17 protein-coding genes are annotated in these 22,933 nt (G+C 72.2%); 13 read left to right on the top strand and 4 right to left on the bottom strand.

Going from position 1 to position 22,933, the window contains the following annotated elements; translation table 11 throughout:
- The first annotated feature begins 105 nt into the window (after positions 1–105).
- From ACIRQY_RS08520 to ACIRQY_RS08500, 5 genes are all read left to right on the top strand, one after another.
- Positions 106–1,005: an MHYT domain-containing protein gene (locus ACIRQY_RS08520; protein ID WP_351779005.1), complete on the top strand. Its 900-nt coding sequence runs from the start codon at positions 106–108 to the stop codon at positions 1,003–1,005.
- Positions 1,006–1,045: 40 nt separating this feature from the next.
- Entirely contained in the window at positions 1,046–3,184 is a 2,139-nt protein-coding gene (gene uvrB / locus ACIRQY_RS08515) for an excinuclease ABC subunit UvrB (RefSeq protein WP_403923061.1), read from the top strand.
- A 160-nt stretch (positions 3,185–3,344) separates the two neighbouring features.
- A complete protein-coding gene (locus ACIRQY_RS08510) occupies positions 3,345–3,923 on the top strand; it encodes a TerD family protein (protein ID WP_351779854.1) in 579 nt (192 codons plus the stop codon).
- A gap of 233 nt (positions 3,924–4,156) precedes the next feature.
- Positions 4,157–6,193 carry a TerD family protein gene (locus ACIRQY_RS08505; RefSeq protein WP_403923060.1) on the top strand — a complete coding sequence of 679 codons (2,037 nt, stop codon included), beginning with the start codon at positions 4,157–4,159 and terminating at the stop codon, positions 6,191–6,193.
- A gap of 227 nt (positions 6,194–6,420) precedes the next feature.
- Complete coding sequence (locus ACIRQY_RS08500; RefSeq protein ID WP_403923058.1) at positions 6,421–7,425, top strand: TerC family protein; 1,005 nt, start codon at positions 6,421–6,423, stop codon at positions 7,423–7,425.
- 69 nt (positions 7,426–7,494) lie between these two features.
- Here ACIRQY_RS08500 and ACIRQY_RS08495 read toward each other — a convergent pair whose 3' ends face one another.
- From ACIRQY_RS08495 to ACIRQY_RS08485, 3 genes are all read right to left on the bottom strand, one after another.
- A complete protein-coding gene (locus ACIRQY_RS08495) occupies positions 7,495–8,781 on the bottom strand; it encodes an MFS transporter (protein ID WP_403923056.1) in 1,287 nt (428 codons plus the stop codon).
- A 152-nt stretch (positions 8,782–8,933) separates the two neighbouring features.
- Complete coding sequence (locus ACIRQY_RS08490; protein ID WP_403923054.1) at positions 8,934–9,590, bottom strand: MBL fold metallo-hydrolase; 657 nt, start codon at positions 9,588–9,590, stop codon at positions 8,934–8,936.
- A 75-nt stretch (positions 9,591–9,665) separates the two neighbouring features.
- Positions 9,666–10,349 (bottom strand): maleylpyruvate isomerase family mycothiol-dependent enzyme, encoded by a 684-nt coding sequence (locus ACIRQY_RS08485; protein ID WP_403923052.1) that lies wholly within the window; start codon positions 10,347–10,349, stop codon positions 9,666–9,668.
- A gap of 167 nt (positions 10,350–10,516) precedes the next feature.
- Here ACIRQY_RS08485 and uvrA point away from each other — a divergent pair, with 167 nt between their 5' ends.
- Positions 10,517–13,630 (top strand): excinuclease ABC subunit UvrA, encoded by a 3,114-nt coding sequence (uvrA, locus tag ACIRQY_RS08480; protein ID WP_403923050.1) that lies wholly within the window; start codon positions 10,517–10,519, stop codon positions 13,628–13,630.
- Between the two features lie 728 nt (positions 13,631–14,358).
- Positions 14,359–14,796: a Rieske (2Fe-2S) protein gene (locus ACIRQY_RS08475; RefSeq protein ID WP_351794827.1), complete on the top strand. Its 438-nt coding sequence runs from the start codon at positions 14,359–14,361 to the stop codon at positions 14,794–14,796.
- Positions 14,797–14,850: 54 nt separating this feature from the next.
- Here ACIRQY_RS08475 and ACIRQY_RS08470 read toward each other — a convergent pair whose 3' ends face one another.
- Entirely contained in the window at positions 14,851–15,780 is a 930-nt protein-coding gene (locus ACIRQY_RS08470; protein WP_351794825.1) for a hypothetical protein, read from the bottom strand.
- Between the two features lie 229 nt (positions 15,781–16,009).
- Between ACIRQY_RS08470 and ACIRQY_RS08465 the strand changes: the two genes are divergently transcribed.
- The 6 genes from ACIRQY_RS08465 (at position 16,010) to whiA (ending at position 22,813) form a co-directional block, all read left to right on the top strand.
- Positions 16,010–16,621, top strand: a complete 612-nt coding sequence (locus tag ACIRQY_RS08465; RefSeq protein ID WP_351794823.1) for a papain-like cysteine protease family protein — start codon at positions 16,010–16,012, stop codon at positions 16,619–16,621.
- Between the two features lie 13 nt (positions 16,622–16,634).
- On the top strand, positions 16,635–17,522 hold the full coding sequence (locus ACIRQY_RS08460; RefSeq protein ID WP_403923047.1) for a hypothetical protein: 888 nt from the start codon (positions 16,635–16,637) through the stop codon (positions 17,520–17,522).
- A gap of 128 nt (positions 17,523–17,650) precedes the next feature.
- Positions 17,651–19,834: an excinuclease ABC subunit UvrC gene (gene uvrC / locus ACIRQY_RS08455; RefSeq protein ID WP_403923045.1), complete on the top strand. Its 2,184-nt coding sequence runs from the start codon at positions 17,651–17,653 to the stop codon at positions 19,832–19,834.
- Positions 19,831–20,811: an RNase adapter RapZ gene (rapZ, locus tag ACIRQY_RS08450; protein ID WP_351794815.1), complete on the top strand. Its 981-nt coding sequence runs from the start codon at positions 19,831–19,833 to the stop codon at positions 20,809–20,811. Before uvrC ends, rapZ begins: the two co-directional genes overlap by 4 nt.
- A complete protein-coding gene (gene yvcK / locus ACIRQY_RS08445; RefSeq protein WP_351794812.1) occupies positions 20,808–21,833 on the top strand; it encodes a uridine diphosphate-N-acetylglucosamine-binding protein YvcK in 1,026 nt (341 codons plus the stop codon). Before rapZ ends, yvcK begins: the two co-directional genes overlap by 4 nt.
- A complete protein-coding gene (gene whiA, locus ACIRQY_RS08440) occupies positions 21,824–22,813 on the top strand; it encodes a DNA-binding protein WhiA (RefSeq protein ID WP_030205188.1) in 990 nt (329 codons plus the stop codon). Before yvcK ends, whiA begins: the two co-directional genes overlap by 10 nt.
- The last annotated feature ends 120 nt before the right edge of the window (positions 22,814–22,933 follow it).

Raw genomic sequence — 22,933 nt, 5'->3', positions numbered from 1 at the left:
TGGTCGTGGAACTCCCGGCGCGCCATAATCTCGCCCCGGTAGTACTACCCAGCGGTGCCGACTGTTTTCGGACGACGTGGCACCAGGGGTGGAGGGCGCACGCACATGCAGGGGACGATCGACGGATTCAACTACGGGCTCGTGACACCCATAGCCGCCTTCCTCATGGCCTGCCTCGGCGGAGCCCTCGGACTGCGGTGCACCACCCGTTCGCTCCGCCACGGCGAGGGCTTCAAGGCGGGCTGGCTCGTCCTCGGTGCCACCTCGATCGGCGCCGGTGTCTGGACCATGCACTTCATCGCCATGATGGGTTTCTCCGTCGAGCAGGCGCCCGTCGCCTACGACCGCCCCATCACCTTCGCCAGCCTGGCCGTCGCCGTCCTCATGGTCGGCGTCGGCATCCTCATCGTCGGCTACCGGGGCGCCACCGCGCTCACCCTGGTCACCGGCGGGACCGTCACCGGCCTCGGCATCGCCACCATGCACTATCTGGGCATGGCCGGAATCCGACTGCGAGGGCGCGTCGAGTACGACACGCTCACCGTCGCCCTCTCCGTGGTGATCGCCGTGGTCGCCGCCACCGCGGCCCTCTGGGCGGCCGTCTCCGTCCATGGATTCCTGGCCAGTCTCGGCGCCAGCCTGGTGATGGGCGTGGCCGTCAGCGGTATGCACTACACCGCCATGTCCGCCGTCAGCGTCCATCTGCACGCCATCGGCGCGGGCCCCGGCACCGGCGATCCCGCCGCCTCGCTGCTGCTGCCGATGCTGATCGGCCCGGCGGTCTTCCTCATCCTCGCCGCCGTCGTCGTCATGTTCGATCCGCTGCTCGTCATGGGCGACCCGGACCGGCGGCGGTCCGCCGCCCGGATCGTGCACCGGCCCGGCATACCCGCCCCCCGCCACGTCCCGTCCTACGGCCGGCCGTCGCACTGGCCGGCCCGCCCCGGCGGCCGGAGCCCGCGCGGCAGCGTCCACCGGGGGATCCACCGCTCCCAGGACTGGTGATCGGCGGCCGACTGTCGGTGCCGGGTCGTACGGTGGTTGCATGCGGCCCGTTTCCAAGATCGAACGTTCGCTGGCGCCCTTCGAGGTCGTCAGCGACTACCAGCCCAGCGGCGACCAGCCGACGGCCATCGCCGACCTGGAGCGGCGTGTCCGCGCGGGTGAGAAGGACGTCGTGCTCCTCGGCGCCACCGGCACCGGAAAGTCGGCGACCACCGCCTGGATGATCGAGAAGCTCCAGCGCCCCACCCTGGTGATGGCGCCGAACAAGACGCTCGCCGCCCAGCTGGCGAACGAGTTCCGCGAGCTCCTGCCGAACAACGCGGTGGAGTACTTCGTCTCGTACTACGACTACTACCAGCCCGAGGCGTACGTCCCGCAGTCGGACACCTACATCGAGAAGGACTCCTCGATCAACGAGGAGGTGGAGCGGCTCCGCCACTCCGCGACGAACTCCCTGCTCACCCGCAGGGACGTCATCGTGGTCGCCTCCGTCTCCTGCATCTACGGTCTCGGCACCCCCCAGGAGTACGTGGACCGGATGGTCCCGCTCAAGGTGGGCGAGGAGATGGACCGCGACCAGCTCCTGCGCCGCTTCGTCGACATCCAGTACACGCGCAACGACCTCGCGTTCACCCGGGGCACCTTCCGCGTCCGGGGCGACACCATCGAGATCTTCCCGGTGTACGAGGAGCTGGCCGTCCGCATCGAGATGTTCGGGGACGAGATCGAGGCCCTCTCCACCCTCCACCCGCTCACCGGCGAGGTCATCAGCGAGGACCGCGAGCTGTACGTGTTCCCCGCCAGCCACTACGTGGCGGGCCCCGAGCGCATGGAGCGCGCGGTCAACGACATCGAGCGGGAGCTGGCGGGACGCCTCGCCGAGCTCGACAAGCAGGGCAAGCACCTGGAGTCCCAGCGCCTGCGGATGCGGACCACGTACGACATCGAGATGATGCGCCAGATCGGCTCCTGCTCCGGCATCGAGAACTACTCGATGCACTTCGACGGACGCGAGCCCGGCTCCGCGCCCAACACCCTCCTCGACTACTTCCCCGAGGACTTCCTCCTCGTCATCGACGAGTCCCACGTCACCGTGCCGCAGATCGGCGCCATGTACGAGGGCGACGCCTCCCGCAAGCGGACCCTGGTCGACCACGGATTCCGGCTGCCGTCCGCGCTCGACAACCGCCCGCTGAAGTGGGAGGAGTTCCAGAAGCGCATCGGCCAGACCGTCTACCTCTCCGCGACCCCGGGGACGTACGAGCTGTCCCGCGGCGACGGCTTCGTCGAGCAGATCATCCGCCCCACCGGCCTCGTCGACCCCGAGATCGTGGTCAAGCCCACCGAGGGGCAGATCGACGACCTGGTCCACGAGATCCGGCTGCGCACCGAGCGCGACGAGCGGGTCCTCGTCACCACCCTCACCAAGAAGATGGCCGAGGACCTCACCGACTACTTCCTGGAGCTGGGCGTCCAGGTGCGCTATCTGCACAGCGACGTCGACACCCTGCGCCGCATCGAACTCCTCCGCGAACTGCGCGCCGGGGAGTACGACGTGCTCGTCGGCATCAACCTCCTCCGCGAGGGCCTCGACCTCCCCGAGGTGTCGCTCGTCGCCATCCTCGACGCCGACAAGCAGGGCTTCCTGCGCTCCGGGACCTCCCTCATCCAGACCATCGGCCGTGCCGCGCGTAACGTCTCGGGACAGGTCCACATGTACGCGGACCGGATCACCCCCGCGATGGAGCAGGCCATCGACGAGACCAATCGCCGCCGCGAGAAGCAGGTCGCGTACAACACCGAGCACGGCATCGACCCGCAGCCGCTCCGCAAGAAGATCAACGACATCGTCGTCAGCCTCGCGCGCGAGGAGGTCGACACCGAGGAACTGCTCGGCACCGGCTACCGCCAGGCCAAGGAGGGCAAGGGGGCCAAGGCACCCGTCCCCGCGCTCGCCACGCACGGCGTCAAGGCCAGGGGCAAGGGTGCCAGGACGGACTCCGCCGTCCAGCTCGGCGACCGGCCCGCCGCCGAACTGGCCTCGATCATCGAGCAGATGACCGAGCGGATGCGCGCCGCCGCCGCCGACCTCCAGTTCGAGGTGGCCGCCCGGCTCCGCGACGAGGTGGGGGAGCTGAAGAAGGAGCTGCGCCAGATGAAGGAGGCGGGACTCGCCTGAACGGGCGGGCCGGAGCGGGACAGATGGTCCGGTGTGTTGCAAGACCGACACGAAACCGGACCGTACCGGCGCGGTGTCGGTGCCGCTGCGTAGGGTGCTGGACAACCGCGCGCACAGTGCGGCAGCGGTCGCGGAGAACGCCAACGAGAGGGGCAGACGCGTGTCGGTCAACATGACCAAGGGTCAGGCCATCAGCCTGGAGAAGAAGGGCGGAGGCAGCCTCAGCCAGGTGCGGATGGGACTCGGCTGGCGTGCGGCGCCGCGCCGCGGACTCTTCGGCTCGCGCACCCGGGAGATCGACCTGGACGCCTCGGCCGTCCTCTTCGCCGAGAAGCAGCCGGTCGACGTGGTCTTCTTCCAGCACCTGGTCAGCGACGACGGCTCGGTCAAGCACACCGGTGACAACCTCGTGGGCGGCGCCGGACAGGGCGGCGACGACGAGGCGATCCTGGTCGACCTGGAGCGGGTCCCGGTCCACATCGACCAGATCGTCTTCACGGTGAACTCCTTCACCGGCCAGACGTTCCAGGAGGTGCAGAACGCGTTCTGCCGCATCGTCGACGAGACGACCGGTCAGGAACTCGCGCGCTACACCCTCGACGGCGGCGGCAACTACACCGCGCAGCTCATGGCGAAGGTGCACCGGGTCGGCGGCGGCTGGCAGATGACCGCCCTGGGCAACCCGGCCAACGGCCGCACCTTCAAGGACCTGATCCCCTCGATCCTGCCGCACCTCTAGGGCGGGTTTCGATAGTCCCGCCCGCCGGGCGACGCCCGGCACGCCCGGCCGTCCGGGCCGTCTCCCCCGCATCCCCGCCGGTCAGGCCGATGGCGGCGGGGGAGACGGCCGGGCAGAACCGCGCGGCACCCACAGCTCCCGGCGGCGCGGGCCCGGGAGCTGTCCGCGTGAACCGCAACCATTCCGCCTGAAACCGTTCGCACCACGCCGGAAACGCTGAGGGGACAGAGTCGATGACGGCCGAGCTGGTCCGGGGGCAGAACCACTCCCTGCCCGACACCCGCCTGGAGATCCGCGTGTCGGCAGGCCACCCCGTCCTCCTCGGCGCCACCCTCGGTGACGAGCGCGGCCGGGTCACGGGCCCGGAGTGGATCGCCCACCCCGGCGCCCCCTCCCGTCCCGGCGTCGACGTACCCGGCCCGGCCGCCGCCGGCCACCGCCTCGGCGTCGATCTGGACGCGGTCCCCGGCACCGTCCACCGCCTCTCCGTCCTCCTGGCGCTGCCCGGCCCCCGCACCGGTGGAGCCACCCGCTTCGGCACCGTCGCCGCCCCCTTCGTCGCCGTCACCGACCCCGACGGCACCGAGATCGCCACCTACACGATCACCGGCCTCGACCGGGAGTCCGCCGTCGTCGCCCTGGAGCTCTACCGCCGCCAGGGCGCCTGGAAGGTCCGGGCCATGGGCCAGGGATACGAGGGCGGGCTCGCCGAACTCCTCGGCGACCAGGGCCTGGACCGTCCCGCGGATCTGGCCGCGTCGATCCTGGAGACGGCCGCCGGGACCGTACCGGCCCCGGCCGCCGCGCCACCGCGCACCCCCCGGGCCGAGCGGACCGCGCACCCGGCGCCACTGTCCCCGGACCCGACGGCGACCCCGGCCGGGACCCCGGTGCCGTCCCCGCCCCCGGCCCAGTTCCCGACCGCGACCGCCCCGACCGCCCCGACGGCCCCGCCGACGGCCCCGCCGACCGCCCCACCGACGGTCCCGGCGGCGACACCCGTCGCCCCCGCGACCCCGTCGGCCGCCCGGCCTGCCCCGGCCGCCGGAACCGGGTCCGGCGGTCCCGTCGACTACGCCCACCCCCGCCGTCGCCGGGAGCCCGCCGCCGCTCCCGACCCCGCCCGGACCGCGCCCGCACCGGTCGCCGGGGACGCCTCCGGCTGGTCCATGGACGAACGCCTCTACAACCAGGTCTGGGGCATGTTCGAGGACCTGTCCCGGACCACCGCCGCCTACCGCAGCGCCTGCGACTTCGCCGAGTCCCGCCTCGACCGCGAGCTGGACCAGTCCCTCTCCGACTACCGCTCCCGGGTCGGGAGCGCCAACGACGCGGCCCGCGCGACCGCCCGAGCCCGGCACGACGAACTGGTCGCACGGGCCCGGGAGGCCCTCGACCGGGACCTCGCGCAGCTCAAGGCCGAGTCCGAGGTCGTCGAACCGGCCCTGCCCGCCGCGTACGCCCGCTGGGACCACCCCGTCTGGCACGCCTACCGCGTCCCGGCCGAGGAGCCGATGGCCGTCCGCCTCGGCGACCTGCACCTGCCCGAGCGCCCCGATCTGCGCATCCCCATGCTGGTCCGGCTGCCGCTGGAGCGCGGCCTCTGGGTGGACTCGGGCGACCGGGGCCGTTCCGAGGCCGCCGCCCTCCTCGACGAGACGGAGCTGCGGCGGCTGGCCCTGGAGAGCGCGGTCGCGCACGCGGCCCGGCTGCTCGCGGCGCACCCCGCGGGCGGCTTCGCCCTCCATGTCGTGGATCCCGCGGGCGCGGGCGCCGCCGCACTCGCCCCCCTGGTGGACAGCGGTGTCCTGGCCGCCCCGCCCGCCCGGGGCGCGGCCGGAGTCTCCGCCGTCCTGGAGCAGCTCACCGAGCGGGTCGACCTGGTGCAGATGGCGCTGCGGAACGGAGCGGCGGACGCGCTTCCGCCGGGTCTGGACACGTCCCGGCAGCTGCTGCTCGTGCACGACTTCCCGCACGGCTTCGACGACCGGGCCGTCACCCGGCTGCGGTACCTGGCCGACGAGGGCCCCTCGGTCGGCGTGCACCTGCTGATGGTGGCGTCGCGGGAGGACGCGTCGGCGTACGGACCGCTGCTCGACCCGCTGTGGCGTTCGCTGCTGCGGCTCACGCCCGTGTCCGACGACCATCTCGCCGACCCCTGGGTCGGTCACTCCTGGTCGTACGAGCCGCCGCTGCTTCCCCCGGGCAGCGGTGTCCTCCGGCAGGTGCTCGCCCGGGTGGCGGCCGGCCGACCGGCCAATCAGCCCTGACCTGGCATCTTGGACCCTCTTTACCCTGGCCTTTACCTTCTCTTGGGCTTTCAGGTAATCTTCTCGGTGCGGAGGGGAGTACTCCCCATGCGCGGCGTACCCGTCAATACGGACGGATCCAAGAGGATCCGATCCCGGGGCGTCGGCCCGGCGACATCGTCGCTCGGGTGGAAGAGACCTCCGGCAGCGACGACGCTGATCAGTAGCCGTACGACGCCGGAGGCGCAGTGGACGTTTCAATGACCCTGTGGGTGCTGACCATTCTTGGTCTGATCGCCCTCATCGGAGCCGACTTCTTCATCGGGCGCAAGCCCCATGACGTGTCGGTCAAGGAAGCCGGTATCTGGACCATCGTCTGGATCGTGCTCGCCGTGCTCTTCGGAGTCGGCCTGCTGATCTTCGGCAACAGCCAGGCGTCCGGCGAGTTCTTCGCCGGTTACATCACCGAGAAGTCACTCAGCGTAGACAACCTCTTCGTCTTCGTCCTGATCATGGCGAAGTTCTCGGTCCCCTCGCACCTCCAGCAGCGCGTGCTGCTCATCGGTGTGCTGATCGCCCTCGTGCTCCGCGCCATCTTCATCGCCGCGGGCGCCGCGATCATCGCGAACTTCTCCTGGGTCTTCTACATCTTCGGCGCGTTCCTGATCTACACCGCCTGGAAGCTCATCCAGGAGGCGCGCTCCGGAGAGGACGAGGACGACTTCGAGGAGAACCGTCTCCTCAAGTCGGTCGAGAAGAAGTTCGGCGTCGCCGACCAGTACCACGGCACCAAGTTGTTCATCAAGAACAACGGCAAGCGCATCATGACCCCGCTCATGATCGTCATGCTCGCCATCGGCACCACCGACGTCCTCTTCGCCCTCGACTCCATCCCGGCGATCTTCGGCCTGACCCAGGACCCGTACATCGTCTTCACCGCCAACGCCTTCGCCCTGATGGGTCTGCGGCAGCTGTACTTCCTGATCGGCGGCCTGCTCAAGAAGCTGGTCCACCTCAGCTACGGCCTGTCGGTGATCCTCGGCTTCATCGGTGTGAAGCTGGTGCTGCACGCACTGCACGAGTCCGGGGTGCACGTCCCGGAGATCTCCATCCCGTTCTCGCTCGCGGTCATCTGCGGTGTTCTGGTCATCACCACGATCACCAGCCTGATCGCCTCCAAGAAGCAGTCCGAGCGAGCTGCGGCCGAGAGCGTGGACTCCGACGGCGCCGAGAAGGACAGCATCGGCGCCTGACGAGGCACACACGGCAGCGGCCGGCCGGAGGACCCCACTCCGGCCGGCCGTCGCCGTTTCCGGAGGGCCTCAGACGGCGGCGGGCTCGGGCGCGGGTTCCTCCGCCCGCTTCGGCAGCGTCTCCGGGAGCAGCGCGAAACAGCCCAGGCTGACGAGCGCGACCACCGTCAGATAGGCCGCGACACCCCAGGGCGGGCCCGAGCCGCCCTGGGACAGGGTCGTGGCGACGATGGGCGTCAGGGCGCCGCCCAGGACCCCCGCGAGGTTGTAGCCGACGGCGGCACCCGTGCAGCGGACCCGTGGCTCGTACAGCTCCGGCAGATACGCGGCCACGACGGCGAACATGGTGATGAAGGCCAGCAGCGCGCCCAGGAAGCCGAGGAACATCAGCGGTGGCCGGGCCGTGTGCAGCAGGGCCACCATCGGGAACATCCACAGCGCCGAGGCCGCGCACCCGGCCAGACACAGCGGGCGGCGGCCCCAGCGGTCCGCCAGGAGCGCCACGAGGGGCGTCACCGCCCCCTTGATCGCCACCGCCGCCATCACGCACGTCAGCATCACGGTGCTGCTCACCCCGAGACGCTCGGTGCCGTACGCCAGGGCCCATACGGAGACCGCGTAGAAGGTGGCGTAGCCGACGGCGAGCGCCCCGGCGGTCAGCAGGACGAGCCGCCAGTGGTCACGGGCCACCTCGGCCAGCGGCGCGCCCGCCCGCCGCCCGGACGTGGACAGTTCCTCGAACTGCGGGGTCTCCGCCAGCGAGGAGCGCAGCAGCAGCCCGCCCGCCGCGAGCAGTCCGGCGGCCCAGAACGGCACCCGCCAGCCCCAGGAGCGGAACTCGGCGTCGCTCAGCCCGGCCGAGAGGGCCAGCATCACCCCGTTCGCCAGCAGGAAGCCGAGCGCCGGGCCGATCTGCGGGAAGCTGGCCCACAGCGCCCGCCGGTGGGCGGGGGCGTGCTCCGCGGTCAGCAGGACCGCCCCGCCCCACTCGCCGCCGAGGCCGAGGCCCTGGAGGAAGCGGAGCACCACCAGCAGTACGGGCGCGGCGATCCCGATCGTGGCGTACGCGGGGACGCAGCCGACCGCGACGGTGGCGCAGCCGGTCAGGAGCAGCGAGGCGAAGAGGACCGGGCGTCTGCCGTAGCGGTCGCCCACGTGGCCGAAGAGGACCGCTCCCAGCGGCCGGGACACGAAGCCGACGGCGAAGGTGCCGAGGGCGGCGAGGGTCCCGGCGAGCGGGGAGAAGGATGGGAAGAAGAGCGGCCCGAGGACGAGGGCGGCGGCCGTCCCGTAGACGAAGAAGTCGAAGAACTCGATGGCGGTGCCGACGAGCGAGGCGGTGGCGAGCCGTCCCATCGAGGGGGACGAGGGCGGCCGTGCCGGTGGCGCGGGCCGCGACGGAGAGTGACTGGGACGCATGTCGCGCCAACTACCCCGCGGCCGTCCGGGTTACGGGGGCGTGCGGGAGCGCGCGACCGCTGAGCCGCGCGCTCCCGGTGCCGGGGGGTTCACCAGCCGCGTTCGCGCCACTCCGCGAGGGACGGGCGCTCGTCACCGAGCGTGGTGTCCCGGCCGTGGCCCGGGTAGACCCAGGTCTCGTCCGGGAGGACCGCGAAGAGCTTGGTCTCCACGTCGTGGATCAGGCTCGCGAAGGCCTCCGGGTTCTCCCAGGTGTTGCCCACGCCGCCGGGGAACAGGCAGTCGCCGGTGAAGACGTGGGGGTGGCCGTGCGGGTCGTCGTAGACCAGGGCGATCGAGCCCGGGGTGTGGCCGACCAGTCGGCGCGCGGTCAGTTCGACGCGGCCCACCCGGATCGTGTCGCCGTCCTCGACGGGGACGTCGGTCGGGACCGGGACGCCCTCCACGTCGTACGCGCCCGCGTACGTCACCGCGCCGGTGGCGGCGACCACCTCGGCGAGTGCCTGCCAGTGGTCGCCGTGCCGGTGGGTGGTGACGACGGCCCCGACGCCGTCGTCACCGATCAGGGTGAGGAGCGTCGCCGGGTCGTTGGCGGCGTCGATCAGCAGCTGTTCGCCGGTGGCCCGGCAGCGCAGCAGATACGCGTTGTTGTCCATCGGACCGACCGCGACCTTCGAGATCATCAGGCCCGTCAGCTCGTGCACGTCCGCAGGTCCGCCGACCTTCACCACTCCGCTGTACGTCATGGGCCCAGACTAGGCCGTCCTCTTCGGATCGCGCCCGGCCCCGGGCCCCCGGAGGCGAGGGGCCCCGCCCACGTCCTAGAGCGCCGGGAGGGTCGGCAGCGGGCCGCCCTCCGTCTTCAGGGCCGTGCCGTCGCGGCGGCCGGCGAGCCAGCCGAGCAGCTCGGGCGCTGGGCCCGTGACGACGACCCCGCCCGCTCCGCCGCCGGTCGTCCAGGTCCCGCCGCCGGGGGAGCGGAGGGTCGTCGCGGGGACCGTGTCCAGGCCGGTGAAGCGGTCGGCGAGGAACGCGGTCTCACGGGCGGTGAACTCCTCGGGGAGGTCTTCCAGCTCGTAGCCGATGCCCAGGTCGACGTGGTGCAGAGCGACCTCCACCCAGCGGCGGAAGGGGATGCGGGAGGCGCTGTCGGTGACGCCGTTGCGGAGCTCGACGGTGCGGCTCCAGTCGGCGGGCCCGGCGGCGGCGTCCCGGAGCCGTTCGGCGCTCGCCCGCACATCGGCGAGCTGGGCGGCGAGCGGACGGCCCGCGTCCCGCTCGATGTCGGCGTCGCGGGTCGCCGCGTCGGCGTACATGGGGAGGCCCCGGAGGACGTTCACCAGGGCGTCGGCGTTGCGGGCGAGATGGGCGAGCACATGGCCCCGGGTCCAGCCGGGCAGCCGTGACGGCCCGGCCACCGCGGCGTCGTCGAGGGAGGCGGCCGAGGCGAGCAGCTTCTCGGTCGCCTCGTGGACGTGGGCGAGGTCACTCTCGTGGTCGATCATGGCGCCGACCCTAGCGCCACCGGGGGGCCGCCACTCGTTCGGGTGAAGAGGTCTCCGGGAGGCCGGAAATCGAATGTGCGTGCTATAGGCTCGATGGAAGCATCCGGCATGCTTGAAGCGTTGGATGTTCTGGCACATCCGCTCTCTGAAGAAAGGTGCGGACCGGCGTGGCCGACCGTCTCATCGTCCGTGGCGCTCGTGAGCACAACCTCAAGAACGTCTCGCTCGACCTCCCGCGTGACTCCCTGATCGTCTTCACCGGGCTCTCGGGATCGGGCAAGTCCTCCCTCGCGTTCGACACGATCTTCGCCGAGGGGCAGCGCCGCTACGTCGAGTCGCTCTCCTCCTACGCACGGCAGTTCCTCGGCCAGATGGACAAGCCGGACGTCGACTTCATCGAAGGTCTGTCGCCCGCCGTCTCCATCGACCAGAAGTCGACCTCGCGCAACCCGCGCTCGACGGTCGGCACCATCACCGAGGTCTACGACTACCTCCGCCTCCTCTTCGCCCGCATCGGCAAGCCGCACTGCCCCGAGTGCCGCCGCCCGATCTCCCGCCAGTCGCCGCAGGCCATCGTCGACAGGGTCCTGGAGCTTCCCGAGGGCAGCCGCTTCCAGGTGCTCTCCCCGCTCGTGCGCGAGCGCAAGGGCGAGTTCGTCGACCTCTTCGCGGACCTGCAGACCAAGGGCTACAGCCGGGCCAGGGTCGACGGCGTGACGGTGCAGCTCAGCGAACCGCCGACGCTGAAGAAGCAGGAGAAGCACACGATCGAGGTGGTCATCGACCGCCTCACCGTCAAGGACAGCGCCAAGCGCCGCCTCACCGACTCCGTCGAGACCGCCCTCGGCCTCTCCGGCGGCATGGTCGTCCTCGACTTCGTCGACCTTCCCGAGGACGACCCCGAGCGCGAGCGGATGTACTCGGAGCACCTTTACTGCCCGTACGACGACCTGTCCTTCGAGGAGCTGGAGCCCCGCTCCTTCTCCTTCAACTCGCCCTTCGGCGCCTGCCCCGACTGCACCGGCATCGGCACCCGGATGGAGGTCGACCCGGAGCTGATCGTCCCCGACGAGGACAAGTCTCTCGACGAGGGCGCCATCCACCCCTGGTCGCACGGGCACACCAAGGAGTACTTCGGCCGGCTCATCGGCGGTCTCTCCCAGGCCCTCGGCTTCCGCACGGACATCCCGTACGCGGGACTGCCGCAGCGCGCCAAGAAGGCCCTGATGTACGGGCACAAGACCCAGGTCGAGGTCCGCTACCGCAACAGGTACGGACGGGAGCGGGCCTACACCACCCCCGCCTTCGAGGGTGCCGTCTCCTTCGTCAAGCGGCGGCACACCGAGGCCGAGAGCGACTCCAGCCGCGAGCGCTTCGAGGGGTACATGCGCGAGGTGCCCTGCCCCACCTGCGAGGGCACCCGTCTGAAGCCGATCGTCCTGGCGGTCACGGTCATGGACCGGTCGATCGCCGAGGTCTCCGCGATGTCCATCAGCGACTGCGCCGAGTTCCTCTCCCGCCTCACGCTCAACGCCCGGGACAAGCAGATCGCCGAGCGGGTCCTCAAGGAGGTCAACGAGCGGCTGCGCTTCCTCGTCGACGTCGGCCTCGACTACCTCTCGCTCAACCGTGCCGCGGGCACCCTCTCCGGCGGCGAGGCCCAGCGCATCCGGCTCGCCACCCAGATCGGCTCCGGTCTGGTCGGTGTGCTGTACGTGCTGGACGAGCCGTCCATCGGCCTCCACCAGCGCGACAACCACCGGCTGATCGAGACCCTGGTCCGGCTCCGGGACATGGGCAACACGCTCATCGTCGTCGAGCACGACGAGGACACCATCAAGATCGCCGACTGGATCGTCGACATCGGCCCCGGCGCCGGTGAGCACGGCGGCAAGGTCGTCCACTCCGGCACCATGAAGGGGCTCCTCGCCAACGAGGAGTCGGTGACCGGCCAGTACCTGTCCGGCCGCCGGAGCATCCCCACACCGGAGATCCGCCGCCCGATCGACCCCGACCGGGCACTCACCGTGCACGGGGCCCGTGAGAACAACCTGCGGGACATCGACGTCTCCTTCCCGCTGGGCGTCCTCACCGCCGTCACCGGCGTCTCGGGATCGGGCAAGTCGACCCTGGTCAACGACATCCTCTACACCCATCTGGCGCGCGAGCTGAACGGCGCCAAGTCGGTGCCGGGACGCCACACCCGGGTGGACGGCGACGACCTCGTCGACAAGGTCGTGCACGTCGACCAGTCGCCCATCGGCCGTACCCCGCGGTCGAACCCGGCGACGTACACCGGTGTCTTCGACCACGTCCGCAGGCTCTTCGCGGAGACGATGGAGGCCAAGGTCAGGGGCTACCTGCCCGGCCGGTTCTCCTTCAACGTGAAGGGCGGCCGCTGCGAGAACTGCTCCGGCGACGGCACGATCAAGATCGAGATGAACTTCCTCCCGGACGTGTACGTCCCGTGCGAGGTCTGCCACGGCGACCGGTACAACCGGGAGACCCTGGAGGTCCACTACAAGGGCAAGTCCATCGCCGAAGTCCTGAACATGCCGATCGAGGAGGCCCTCGACTTCTTCGAGGCCGTCCCGACGATCTCGCGCCATCTGCGCACGCTCCACGAGGTCGGCCTCGGATACGTCCGGCTCGGCCAGTCCGCGCCGACGCTCTCCGGCGGCGAGGCGCAGCGCGTGAAGCTCGCCTCCGAGCTGCAGAAGCGTTCGACGGGCCGCACGGTCTACGTCCTCGACGAGCCCACCACCGGTCTGCACTTCGAGGACATCTCGAAGCTGATCACGGTGCTGTCCGGCCTCGTCGACAAGGGCAACTCGGTGATCGTCATCGAGCACAACCTGGATGTCATCAAGACCGCCGACTGGGTCGTCGACATGGGCCCCGAGGGCGGCAGCGGCGGCGGTCTGGTCGTCGCCGAGGGCACCCCGGAGGAGGTCGCGGCGGTTCCGGCCAGCCACACCGGCAAGTTCCTCCGCGAGGTCCTCGGCGCGGACCGGATCAGCGACGCGGAGCCCGCGCCGCGCGGTGCGAAGAACGCGAAGAAGACGGCGGTGAAGAAGACGGCGGCCGCGAAGAAGGCCCCCGCGAAGACCGCCGCCAAGAAGGAGACCGCCGCGAAGACGACGGCCGGGAAGGCGACGGCCGCGAAGGCCGTGGCCGGGACCGTCGCCGAGGCTCCGGCTCCGGCACGGAGGACGGCCGCGAAGAAGGCCACCGGCGGGACCACGGCGAAGAAGGCCACGGCGAGATCCCGCAAGGCCTGAGCCGGGCGTCCGGGTCCGTACGCCCGGGGTGACACCCCGGGCGTACGGACCCGGGACGGGCAGGACCGACCTTGGGCCCTGACCCGGTCGCCGCCTTCAGGGCGACGTGCCCGGAGACGGCGACCCGGCGTCCAGACCTGTGCGTCCGGGCCCGGTGTCCGGGCCCTTGCGTCCGGGCCGGTGTGCAGACCCCTGCGTCCGGACGCCTGCGCCTACGACCCAGGCTTCTACGACCCCGGCTTCCACGGGTCCGGCCTCAAGCGTCCTGGGCCGGCCTCCGGGCGAGGATCCCGGGGGGGCGCCTCCCCGGGCATCCGCAAGCCCGGGATCCGGCCTCCGGAGGGCTTCACAGCCTCCGTGGGCCGGGGTCCGGCGGCTCCCGCTCGTGACGGGACCGCCGGAGTGGCACCAGGGGCCGTACGCACGGGCTCGGCTCCCGGGCAGGCTGTACGCACGGGCTCGGCTCCCGGGGACCCCGTAACGCCCCTGAGCTCGCCGCGTACGCCGCGCGGAGGACCGGGGCGGCACCGCGAGCCCGCACCGCGAGCCCGCACCGCGGGCCGTGCCACGGCCGGAGGGCCACCGGCCCCGGGGCGGGTCCCGCCGCCGCCCGTCCCTGCACCACGGGCCTCGGACGGGCCCCCTCGTCGGAAGGCCCGGAGGGCGCCGGTATCGTCGATCGGGTCACCGCCTGGGGGGCTTGTCCCCGATCTCACCGTGGAGCGCACATGTCCGGCCAGTCCAGCCGTCGCACCGTCCTGAAAGGCGCCGCCCTCGCCGGTGCCGCCGGGCTGGGAGTAGCCGCCTGCTCCACCGACTCCAAGCTCGGCCACGCCCAGGTGCCCACCCCGACCGCCCCGGTCCCGCTCGGGTCCCCCGACGCGATCCCCGTCGGCGGCTCCAGGCTCTACCGCGAGCAGCGCCTCGTCGTGAGCTGCCCCGCCAAGGGCCAGTACAAGGCCTTCAGCGCCCAGTGCACCCACGCCGGCTGCGTCCTCGACAAGGTCGAGGAGAACGAGGGCAACTGCCCCTGCCACGGCAGCCGCTTCGACACCACGACCGGCAAGGCGCTCAAGGGCCCGGCCACCGTCCCGCTCCCCGAGATCCCGGTCCGCGTGGTGAACGGCGAACTGATCGCGGGCCCCGAGACCGCGCCCAAGGCCTGACCCCGGACGGGCCGCCCCTCCGGGCGCCCGCCCGCCCGTCCGTGGGGCTCCGCCCTACGCCCAGTCCCAGTCCACGCCCAGGATCCCCGGGCGCACGCCCTGCTCCACGACGTGCACCGTGCGGTGCCTGCCGCTCAGCGTCAGCTCCGCGCGCCCGCCGCGCGGGGCACCTGCCGAGACCTGGGCGAACCTCCGGCACCGCACCGGCAGCGCCGCCTCGTCGAAGCGCACCTGAAGCACGTACTGCCCGCCCGCGAAGCTGAACCCGCGCACGTACTCCCCGCTCGCCCCCGCCGTACCGTCCTCGAAGCCGTACGAGAAGAGGTACGTGTCCCCGGCCCGCAGCCGTGCGTCGAAGAGCAGTTCGGCGATCACCACCCCCGTCTCCGCGTGCCACCGCACCCGCCCGGTCCGGCAGTTCTCCACGGCGCGTACCGCCACCCGCGACGGATCGCAGCCCCGGTCCCCGTGGTGGATCGCCAGATAGCGGTCCACCCCGTCCCGGTGCGCCCGCACCACGTGCTGCGAATCGCGCCCCAGCAGTTCCCGGCCCGGCCCGATCCGCACCCGTTCGTGGTGCCCGACGGTGTGCAGCCCACCGTCCGCCGGTGACTCGAGGTCCGCGAGCAGTTCCTCGACCGAGCCGGACGCCTCCACGAGCGAGCGGTACGACCGGCCCGCCGGACGCTCCACGTCCGACCGTGAGGCCGCGTCCTCCGAGAGCAGCCGCAGCAGCGAGTTCCCCGGCAGCTGGAGCACCTCCTCCAGGGCGCGGACCGCCTTCAGGGACTCCGGCCGCTGCGGGCGGCGGGCGCCCTGCTGCCAGTAGCTCAGGCTCGTCACACCGACCCTGATGCCCCGGTGCGCCAGATGGTGCTGGACCCGCTGGAGCGGCAGCCCGCGCACGGCGAACGCGGTGCGCAGGGCCAGATGGAAAGGACCGGTGTGCAGGAGCTGCACCAGATCGGCCTCGGTGTGGCTCACGAGGACTCCTCAGTGAACGTTCACGGCGGTGGTACGGACCGTCGCACCGCGAGGGGTGGGCGGGCAGGTGGACCGAGGGTGTCCGTTCACACCCGGGTCACACCGTTCACAGTCCGATGTCACCCCGCATTGAAGCGTGTTGACCGGCTCAGGACAACGGAACATGCTCCTGACCAGCGTCCGGACGCGATCCTCCATCCCCACACCCCCCGCTCCAGGGAGGAACGCGATGCGCAGAAGAATGCTGAACCTCGCGGCACTCGCCGCGGCCGCCCTCTTCCTCGTCCCCACCACCTCGGCGTCCGCCTCGCCGGGTCCCGCCTCCGCCGCCTCCGCCGAGTCCGCCCCCGCGGCGGCCCTCGCCACCAAGCGGCTGAACATCACCATGCAGGCCCAGCTGAAGACCAACTGGTGCTGGGCCGCCGCCGGCAACACCATCGCCACCTGGTACGGCCGCAACTACAGCCAGAACCAGTTCTGCAACGCCGCCTTCAACCGCCAGCAGGGCTACGACTGCCCCAACAACCAGGCCACCCTCGGCAACGTCCAGACCGGCCTGAGCTGGGCCGGGATCAGCCCCGGCTCGTACGTGACCGGCTGGCTGCGGTACCCCACCGTGCAGGCCGAGATCAACGCGGACCGGCCGGTCGAGACCCGTATCCAGTGGTCCAGCGGCGGCGGCCACATGCATGTGATCTACGGCTACGACGACACGAACAGCTGGGTCTACTGGGGCGACCCCTGGCCCTCCAGCGACCGGTACAGCTGGGCCTCGCACGCCTGGTACACCAACAACAACTCGTTCTCCTGGACCCACTCGCTCTACCGGATCGGGGCGTGACGGCGTGAACCCCATGAACGCACGTGCCACGGGCGCCGGAATCCTCGGTACCGCCGCGCTCCTCCTGCTGGGGGCGTTCCCGTCCACGGCGGCCGCCGCGCCGCCCCCGTCCGCGCCCACCCCGGAGCTCGCCGCCTCCGCGCCGGAGACCGTGGACACCCTGTCCCGGTTCTTCGCCCAGAGCCAGGCGGGCGCCAAGACGGGCGCCGAGAAGGGGGCCGCCGCCCGCACGGCAGCCGCCCCGCGCGTCGAGGACGGCTCCGTGCCGGTGAGCTTCCTCTCCCCGGACTTCGTCGCCGGGAAGGCGGGGGCGCCGGTCGCCCGCGTCGAGTTCCGCGCCACCCGGGCGGTCGCCCCGGACGGCCGGAAGGCCTCGCTGTGGACCGTGCGGCAGGCGAGCGGCTGGCAGGTGGTGAACATAGCCACCGGCGACGACGAGATCCGCTACTCCGAGCAGGGCGGCCGCCTGCTGCCCGGCGGGCTCGTCTTCCGCGAGCCGCAGATCGACGCGTGGTACGTCCAGAAGGGCAGCAAGGTCCTCCCGCTGGACGAGGACGCGGTGCGCGCCGTCGGCCGGAACGGGACGACGCTGGCCGCGTACGGGAAGCGGGTCGCCCGGGCGTACGGCGACAAGCTCCCCGGCTCGGCCTACGCGAAGAAGGGCGCGGCGGGCGGCTACGACCCGCGGGCCCAGGCCCCGGCCGGACCCGGGGCGCAGGCCCCGGCACAGGTACGGGCGCAGGCCCCGGCCGCCGCGCCGGTCTCCCACGCGGCGGACACCGGCGGTGACACGGCCGTCACCACCGCCACGGCGGGCGCGGGCGCGGCACTGGCCCTCGCCCTGGCGGGCACGGTGCTGGTGCGCCGCCGCCGCGCGGCCTCCGGGACCGACCGGGTCTGACCCCGGGCCTCCCCTCCCGGACCAGGCCCGAACCCCGGGCGGGAACCCCTTTCCCGCCCGGGGCGCCGCCGCTCCGCCGACCCGTCGGCGGAGCCGGAGTGTCGGCCCCCGCCAGTAGGGTGGGGAGCATGGCAGACCCCTCCAGCTACCGCCCCAAGCCGGGTCAGATCCCCGACTCCCCGGGGGTCTACAAGTTCCGCGACGAGCACCGCCGGGTGATCTACGTCGGCAAGGCCAAGTCACTGCGCCAGCGCCTCGCGAACTACTTCCAGCCGCTCGCGAGCCTGCACCCGCGCACGGCGACGATGGTGACCACGGCCGCCTCCGTGGAGTGGACCGTGGTGTCCACCGAGGTCGAGGCGCTCCAGCTGGAGTACTCCTGGATCAAGGAGTACGACCCCCGGTTCAACGTCAAGTACCGGGACGACAAGAGCTACCCGTACCTCGCGGTGACGATGAACGAGGAGTTCCCGCGCGTCCAGGTCATGCGCGGCCAGAAGAAGAAGGGCGTGCGCTACTTCGGGCCGTACGCGCACGCGTGGGCGATCCGCGAGACCGTCGACCTGATGCTGCGGGTCTTCCCCGTCCGCACCTGCTCGGCGGGCGTCTTCCGGAACGCGGCGTCGGCGGGCCGCCCCTGCCTCCTCGGCTACATCGGCAAGTGCTCCGCGCCCTGCGTCGGCCGGGTCACCCCCGAGGAGCACCGGGAACTGGCCGAGGAGTTCAGCGACTTCATGGCCGGCCGCACCGGCGCGTACATCCGCCGGCTGGAGAAGCGGATGACGCTGGCGGCCGAGGACATGGAGTACGAGCGGGCGGCCCGCCTCCGCGACGACATAGAGGCCCTGCGGCGCGCCATGGAGAAGAGCGCGGTGGTCCTCGCCGACGCCACCGACGCCGACCTGATCGCCCTCGCCGAGGACGAGCTGGAGGCCGCGGTGCAGATCTTCCACGTGCGCGGCGGGCGCGTCCGGGGCCAGCGCGGCTGGGTCACCGACAAGGTCGAGGCCGTCGACACGGCCGGACTCGTCGAGCACGCCCTCCAGCAGCTGTACGGCGAGGAGAGCGGCGAGGCGGTCCCCAAGGAGGTCCTGGTCCCGGCGCTCCCCGAGGACGCGGCGGCCGTGGCCGCCTGGCTGTCCGGCCGCCGGGGCTCCCAGGTCTCGCTGCGGGTCCCGCAGCGCGGTGACAAGAAGGACCTGATGGAGACCGTCGCGCGGAACGCGCAGCAGTCGCTCGTCCTGCACAAGACGAAGCGCGCCAGCGACCTGACCACCCGCTCCCGGGCCCTGGAGGAGATCGCGGAGGCGCTGGACCTGGCCTCGGCGCCGCTGCGGATCGAGTGCTTCGACATCTCGCACCTCCAGGGCGAGGACGTGGTCGCCTCGATGGTGGTCTTCGAGGACGGGCTGCCCCGCAAGAGCGAGTACCGCCGCTTCCAGATCAAGGGCTTCGAGGGCCAGGACGACGTCCGGTCCATGCACGAGGTGATCGGCCGCCGCTTCCGCCGCTACCTCGCGGAGAAGGACCGGACGGGGGAGTGGGCCCCGGCGGCCGGGACCGGCACGACCGGCCCCGAGGGCGGCGGGACCGGTCCCGAGGCCACCGCGACCGGCCCTGACCGTGACGGGACCGGCTCCGTCGGCACCGGCCGTGAAGGCGTCGGCGGCCCCGAAGGCGTCGGCCAGGACCTCGTGGACGCCGTACCCGGCTCCGGGACCGGCACCACCGGCTCCGAGGACGCCGTACCCGGCTCCGGGAGCCCCTTCGAGGACCCGGAGGAGAGCGGGCGCCCCAGGCGCTTCGCGTACCCGCCGCAGCTCGTGGTCGTCGACGGCGGGCAGCCGCAGGTCGCCGCGGCCCGGCGGGCCCTCGACGAACTGGGCATCGACGACATCGCCGTCTGCGGGCTCGCCAAGCGCCTGGAGGAGGTCTGGCTGCCCGGCGAGGACGACCCCGTGGTCCTGCCCCGCTCCAGCGAGGGCCTCTATCTGCTCCAGCGGGTCCGTGACACGGCCCACGACTTCGCCATCCGCTACCAGCGGTCCAAGCGGACCAAACGCCTCAGGAGCAGCCCCCTCGACGGCGTCCCCGGCCTCGGCGACACCCGGAAACAAGCACTGATCAAGCATTTCGGCTCGGTCAAGCGGCTCCGGCAGGCGACAATCGACCAGATCTGCGAGGTCCCCGGCATGGGCCGGAAGACCGCGGAGGCGGTCGTCGTGGCCCTCGCCCGGACGGCCCCCGCCGCACCCGCCGTGAACACGGCGACAGGAGAGATCATGGAAGACGACGGGGACGGCACGGCATGACCGTGTCCGCGCGGCAGCACGCGCACCACCCGCACGACGAGCACGACCGAGAAGACGGAGCAGGACACGTGAGTACGGGCACGAAGGAATCCCCCGGCGACGACGGCGCCGAGACGGCCATTCCCGAGCTGGTGATCATCTCCGGCATGTCCGGAGCGGGCCGGTCCACCGCGGCGAAGTGCCTGGAGGACCTCGGCTGGTTCGTCGTGGACAACCTGCCGCCCGCGCTGATCCCCACCATGGTGGAGCTCGGCGCCCGCTCCCAGGGCAATGTCGCCCGGATCGCCGTCGTCGTCGACGTGCGCGGCCGGCAGTTCTTCGACAACCTCCGCGAATCCCTCGCCGACCTCGACGCCAAGCGGGTCACCCGCCGGATCGTCTTCCTGGAGTCGTCCGACGACGCCCTGGTCCGGCGCTTCGAGTCGGTCCGCAGGCCCCACCCGCTCCAGGGCGACGGCCGCATCACCGACGGCATCGCCGCCGAGCGGGACCTGCTCCGCGAACTGCGCGGCGACGCCGACCTGGTCATCGACACCTCCAGCCTCAACGTCCACGAACTGCGCGCCAAGATGGACGCCCAGTTCGCGGGCGACGAGGAGCCCGAACTGCGGGCCACCGTCATGTCCTTCGGCTTCAAGTACGGCCTGCCGGTCGACGCCGACCTCGTCGTCGACATGCGCTTCCTGCCCAACCCGCACTGGGTCCCCGAGCTGCGCCCCTTCACCGGCCTCAACGAGGAGGTGTCGAACTACGTCTACAACCAGCCCGGCGCCAAGGAGTTCCTCGACCGCTACACCGAACTGCTCCAGCTCATCGCCGCGGGCTACCGCCGCGAGGGCAAGCGGTACGTGACCATCGCCGTGGGCTGCACCGGCGGCAAGCACCGCTCCGTGGCCACCGCCGAGCGGCTCGCCGCCCGCATCGCCGCCGAAGGGGTCGAGACCGTCGTCGTGCACCGGGACATGGGGCGCGAGTGAGGCCGACCCGCCGACGCGCCTCCACCCTCACGGCACGGCGCACGCTCCGCAGGCGCGGCGCCCAGCCGAAGGTGGTCGCCCTGGGCGGCGGCATGGGCCTCTCGGCCTCCCTCGCCGCCCTGCGCCGGATCACCGGCGACCTCACCGCCGTCGTCACCGTCGCCGACGACGGCGGCTCCAGCGGCCGGCTCCGGGAGGAGCTGGGCGTCCTGCCCCCGGGCGACCTCCGCAAGGCGCTCGCCGCGCTCTGCGGCGACGACGACTGGGGCCAGACCTGGGCCCGGGTGATCCAGCACCGCTTCCAGTCCAAGGGCGAGATCAACGGGCACGCCGTCGGCAACCTGCTGATCGTCGCCCTCTGGGAGCAGCTCGGCGACCCCGTGCAGGCCCTCGACCTGGTGGGCAGACTGCTCGGTGCCCAGGGCCGGGTGCTGCCCATGTCCGCCGTGCCCCTGGAGCTCCAGGCCCTGGTCAAGGGCCACGACCCGGAGCGCCCGGACGAGGTGGACACCGTACGGGGCCAGGCGACCGTGGCGCTCACCCCCGGTGACGTGCAGTCCGTGCACCTCGTGCCGCACGACCCGCCCGCGGCGCCCGAGGCGGTGGCGGCCGTCCTGGACGCCGACTGGGTGGTCCTCGGCCCCGGCTCCTGGTTCTCCTCCGTGATCCCCCACCTGCTCGTCCCCGAACTGCTCGACGCGCTGGCCGAGACGAAGGCCCGGAAGGTCCTCTCCCTGAACCTCGCGCCGCAGCCCGGAGAAACCGAGGGGTTCTCACCGCAGCGTCATTTGGAGGTTTTGGGACGACACGCCCCTAAACTCGCCCTGGACGTGGTGCTCGCCGACGAGGCCGCCGTGCCCGACCGCGAGTCCCTCGCCGATGCCGCCAAGCGGCTCGGCGCGGCGGTCGAGCTGGCGCCGGTGGCCGGGCCCGACGGCTCCGCGAAGCACGACCCGGAGCTGTTGGCCGCCGCGTACGACCGTATTTTTCGGATGCATGGAAGGATCGGCCCATGGCGATGACGGCAGCGGTGAAGGACGAGATCTCCCGGCTTCCCGTCACCCGGACCTGCTGCAGGAAGGCAGAGGTCTCGTCGATCCTGCGGTTCGCGGGCGGGCTGCACCTGGTGAGCGGCCGCATCGTGATCGAGGCGGAGCTGGACACCGCGATGGCGGCCCGCCGCCTCAAGCGGGACATCCTGGAGATCTTCGGGCACAGCTCGGAGCTGATCGTGATGGCCCCCGGCGGGCTGCGGCGCGGCTCGCGCTTCGTGGTGCGGGTGGTCGCGGGCGGTGACCAGCTCGCCCGGCAGACGGGCCTGGTCGACGGCCGGGGCCGCCCCATCCGGGGCCTCCCCCCGCAGGTGGTCTCCGGGGCCACCTGCGACGCGGAGGCGGCCTGGCGGGGCGCCTTCCTCGCCCACGGCTCGCTGACCGAGCCCGGCCGCTCCTCCTCCCTGGAGGTCACCTGCCCCGGCCCGGAGGCCGCGCTCGCCCTGGTCGGCGCGGCGCGCAGGCTCTCCATCGCGGCGAAGGCCCGTGAGGTCCGGGGCGTGGACCGGGTCGTCGTCCGCGACGGCGACGCGATCGGCGCCCTGCTCACCCGGCTCGGCGCCCATGAGTCGGTGCTGGCCTGGGAGGAGCGGCGGATGCGGCGCGAGGTCCGCGCCACCGCCAACCGGCTGGCCAACTTCGACGACGCCAACCTGCGCCGCTCGGCCCGTGCCGCCGTGGCGGCCGGGGCCCGGGTGCAGCGGGCCCTGGAGATCCTCGGCGAGGAGGTGCCCGAGCACCTCGCGGCGGCCGGGCGGCTCCGCATGGAGCACAAGCAGGCCTCCCTGGAGGAGCTGGGCGCGCTCGCCGACCCGCCGCTGACCAAGGACGCGGTGGCCGGGCGCATCCGCCGGCTCCTCGCGATGGCCGACAAGCGGGCCCAGGACCTGGGCATCCCGGGGACCGAGTCCAACCTCACCGAGGAACTGGACGACAGCCTCGTCGGCTGAGCCGTACGGAACGATCGGCTCCACACCGCCGGTGCCCTTCCCGGGCGCCGGCGGTTTCCCGTACCCCCGTGCGGCACCCTTGACAGGCCCATGGGTGCCCATGAGCCTGGCGTCTGTTCA

Origin of the sequence: Streptomyces sp. NPDC101490, assembly GCF_044767145.1 — a bacterium.
Taxonomy (GTDB): domain Bacteria; phylum Actinomycetota; class Actinomycetes; order Streptomycetales; family Streptomycetaceae; genus Streptomyces.
This window is presented reverse-complemented; position numbering and strand designations above follow the sequence as displayed.

Excerpts from the sequence above, each read along its gene's own strand:
- ACIRQY_RS08495 (WP_403923056.1), bottom strand. The coding sequence starts at position 8,781 with ATGGGACGGCTCGCCACCGCCTCGCTCGTCGGCACCGCCATCGAGTTC.
- ACIRQY_RS08490 (WP_403923054.1), bottom strand. The coding sequence starts at position 9,590 with ATGACGTACAGCGGAGTGGTGAAGGTCGGCGGACCTGCGGACGTGCAC.
- ACIRQY_RS08465 (WP_351794823.1), top strand. The coding sequence starts at position 16,010 with ATGCGCAGAAGAATGCTGAACCTCGCGGCACTCGCCGCGGCCGCCCTC.
- uvrC (WP_403923045.1), top strand. The coding sequence starts at position 17,651 with ATGGCAGACCCCTCCAGCTACCGCCCCAAGCCGGGTCAGATCCCCGAC.
- rapZ (WP_351794815.1), top strand. The coding sequence starts at position 19,831 with ATGACCGTGTCCGCGCGGCAGCACGCGCACCACCCGCACGACGAGCAC.
- ACIRQY_RS08460 (WP_403923047.1), top strand. The coding sequence starts at position 16,635 with ATGAACGCACGTGCCACGGGCGCCGGAATCCTCGGTACCGCCGCGCTC.
- ACIRQY_RS08520 (WP_351779005.1), top strand. The coding sequence starts at position 106 with ATGCAGGGGACGATCGACGGATTCAACTACGGGCTCGTGACACCCATA.
- ACIRQY_RS08475 (WP_351794827.1), top strand. The coding sequence starts at position 14,359 with ATGTCCGGCCAGTCCAGCCGTCGCACCGTCCTGAAAGGCGCCGCCCTC.
- ACIRQY_RS08485 (WP_403923052.1), bottom strand. The coding sequence starts at position 10,349 with ATGATCGACCACGAGAGTGACCTCGCCCACGTCCACGAGGCGACCGAG.
- uvrB (WP_403923061.1), top strand. The coding sequence starts at position 1,046 with ATGCGGCCCGTTTCCAAGATCGAACGTTCGCTGGCGCCCTTCGAGGTC.
- whiA (WP_030205188.1), top strand. The coding sequence starts at position 21,824 with ATGGCGATGACGGCAGCGGTGAAGGACGAGATCTCCCGGCTTCCCGTC.
- ACIRQY_RS08505 (WP_403923060.1), top strand. The coding sequence starts at position 4,157 with ATGACGGCCGAGCTGGTCCGGGGGCAGAACCACTCCCTGCCCGACACC.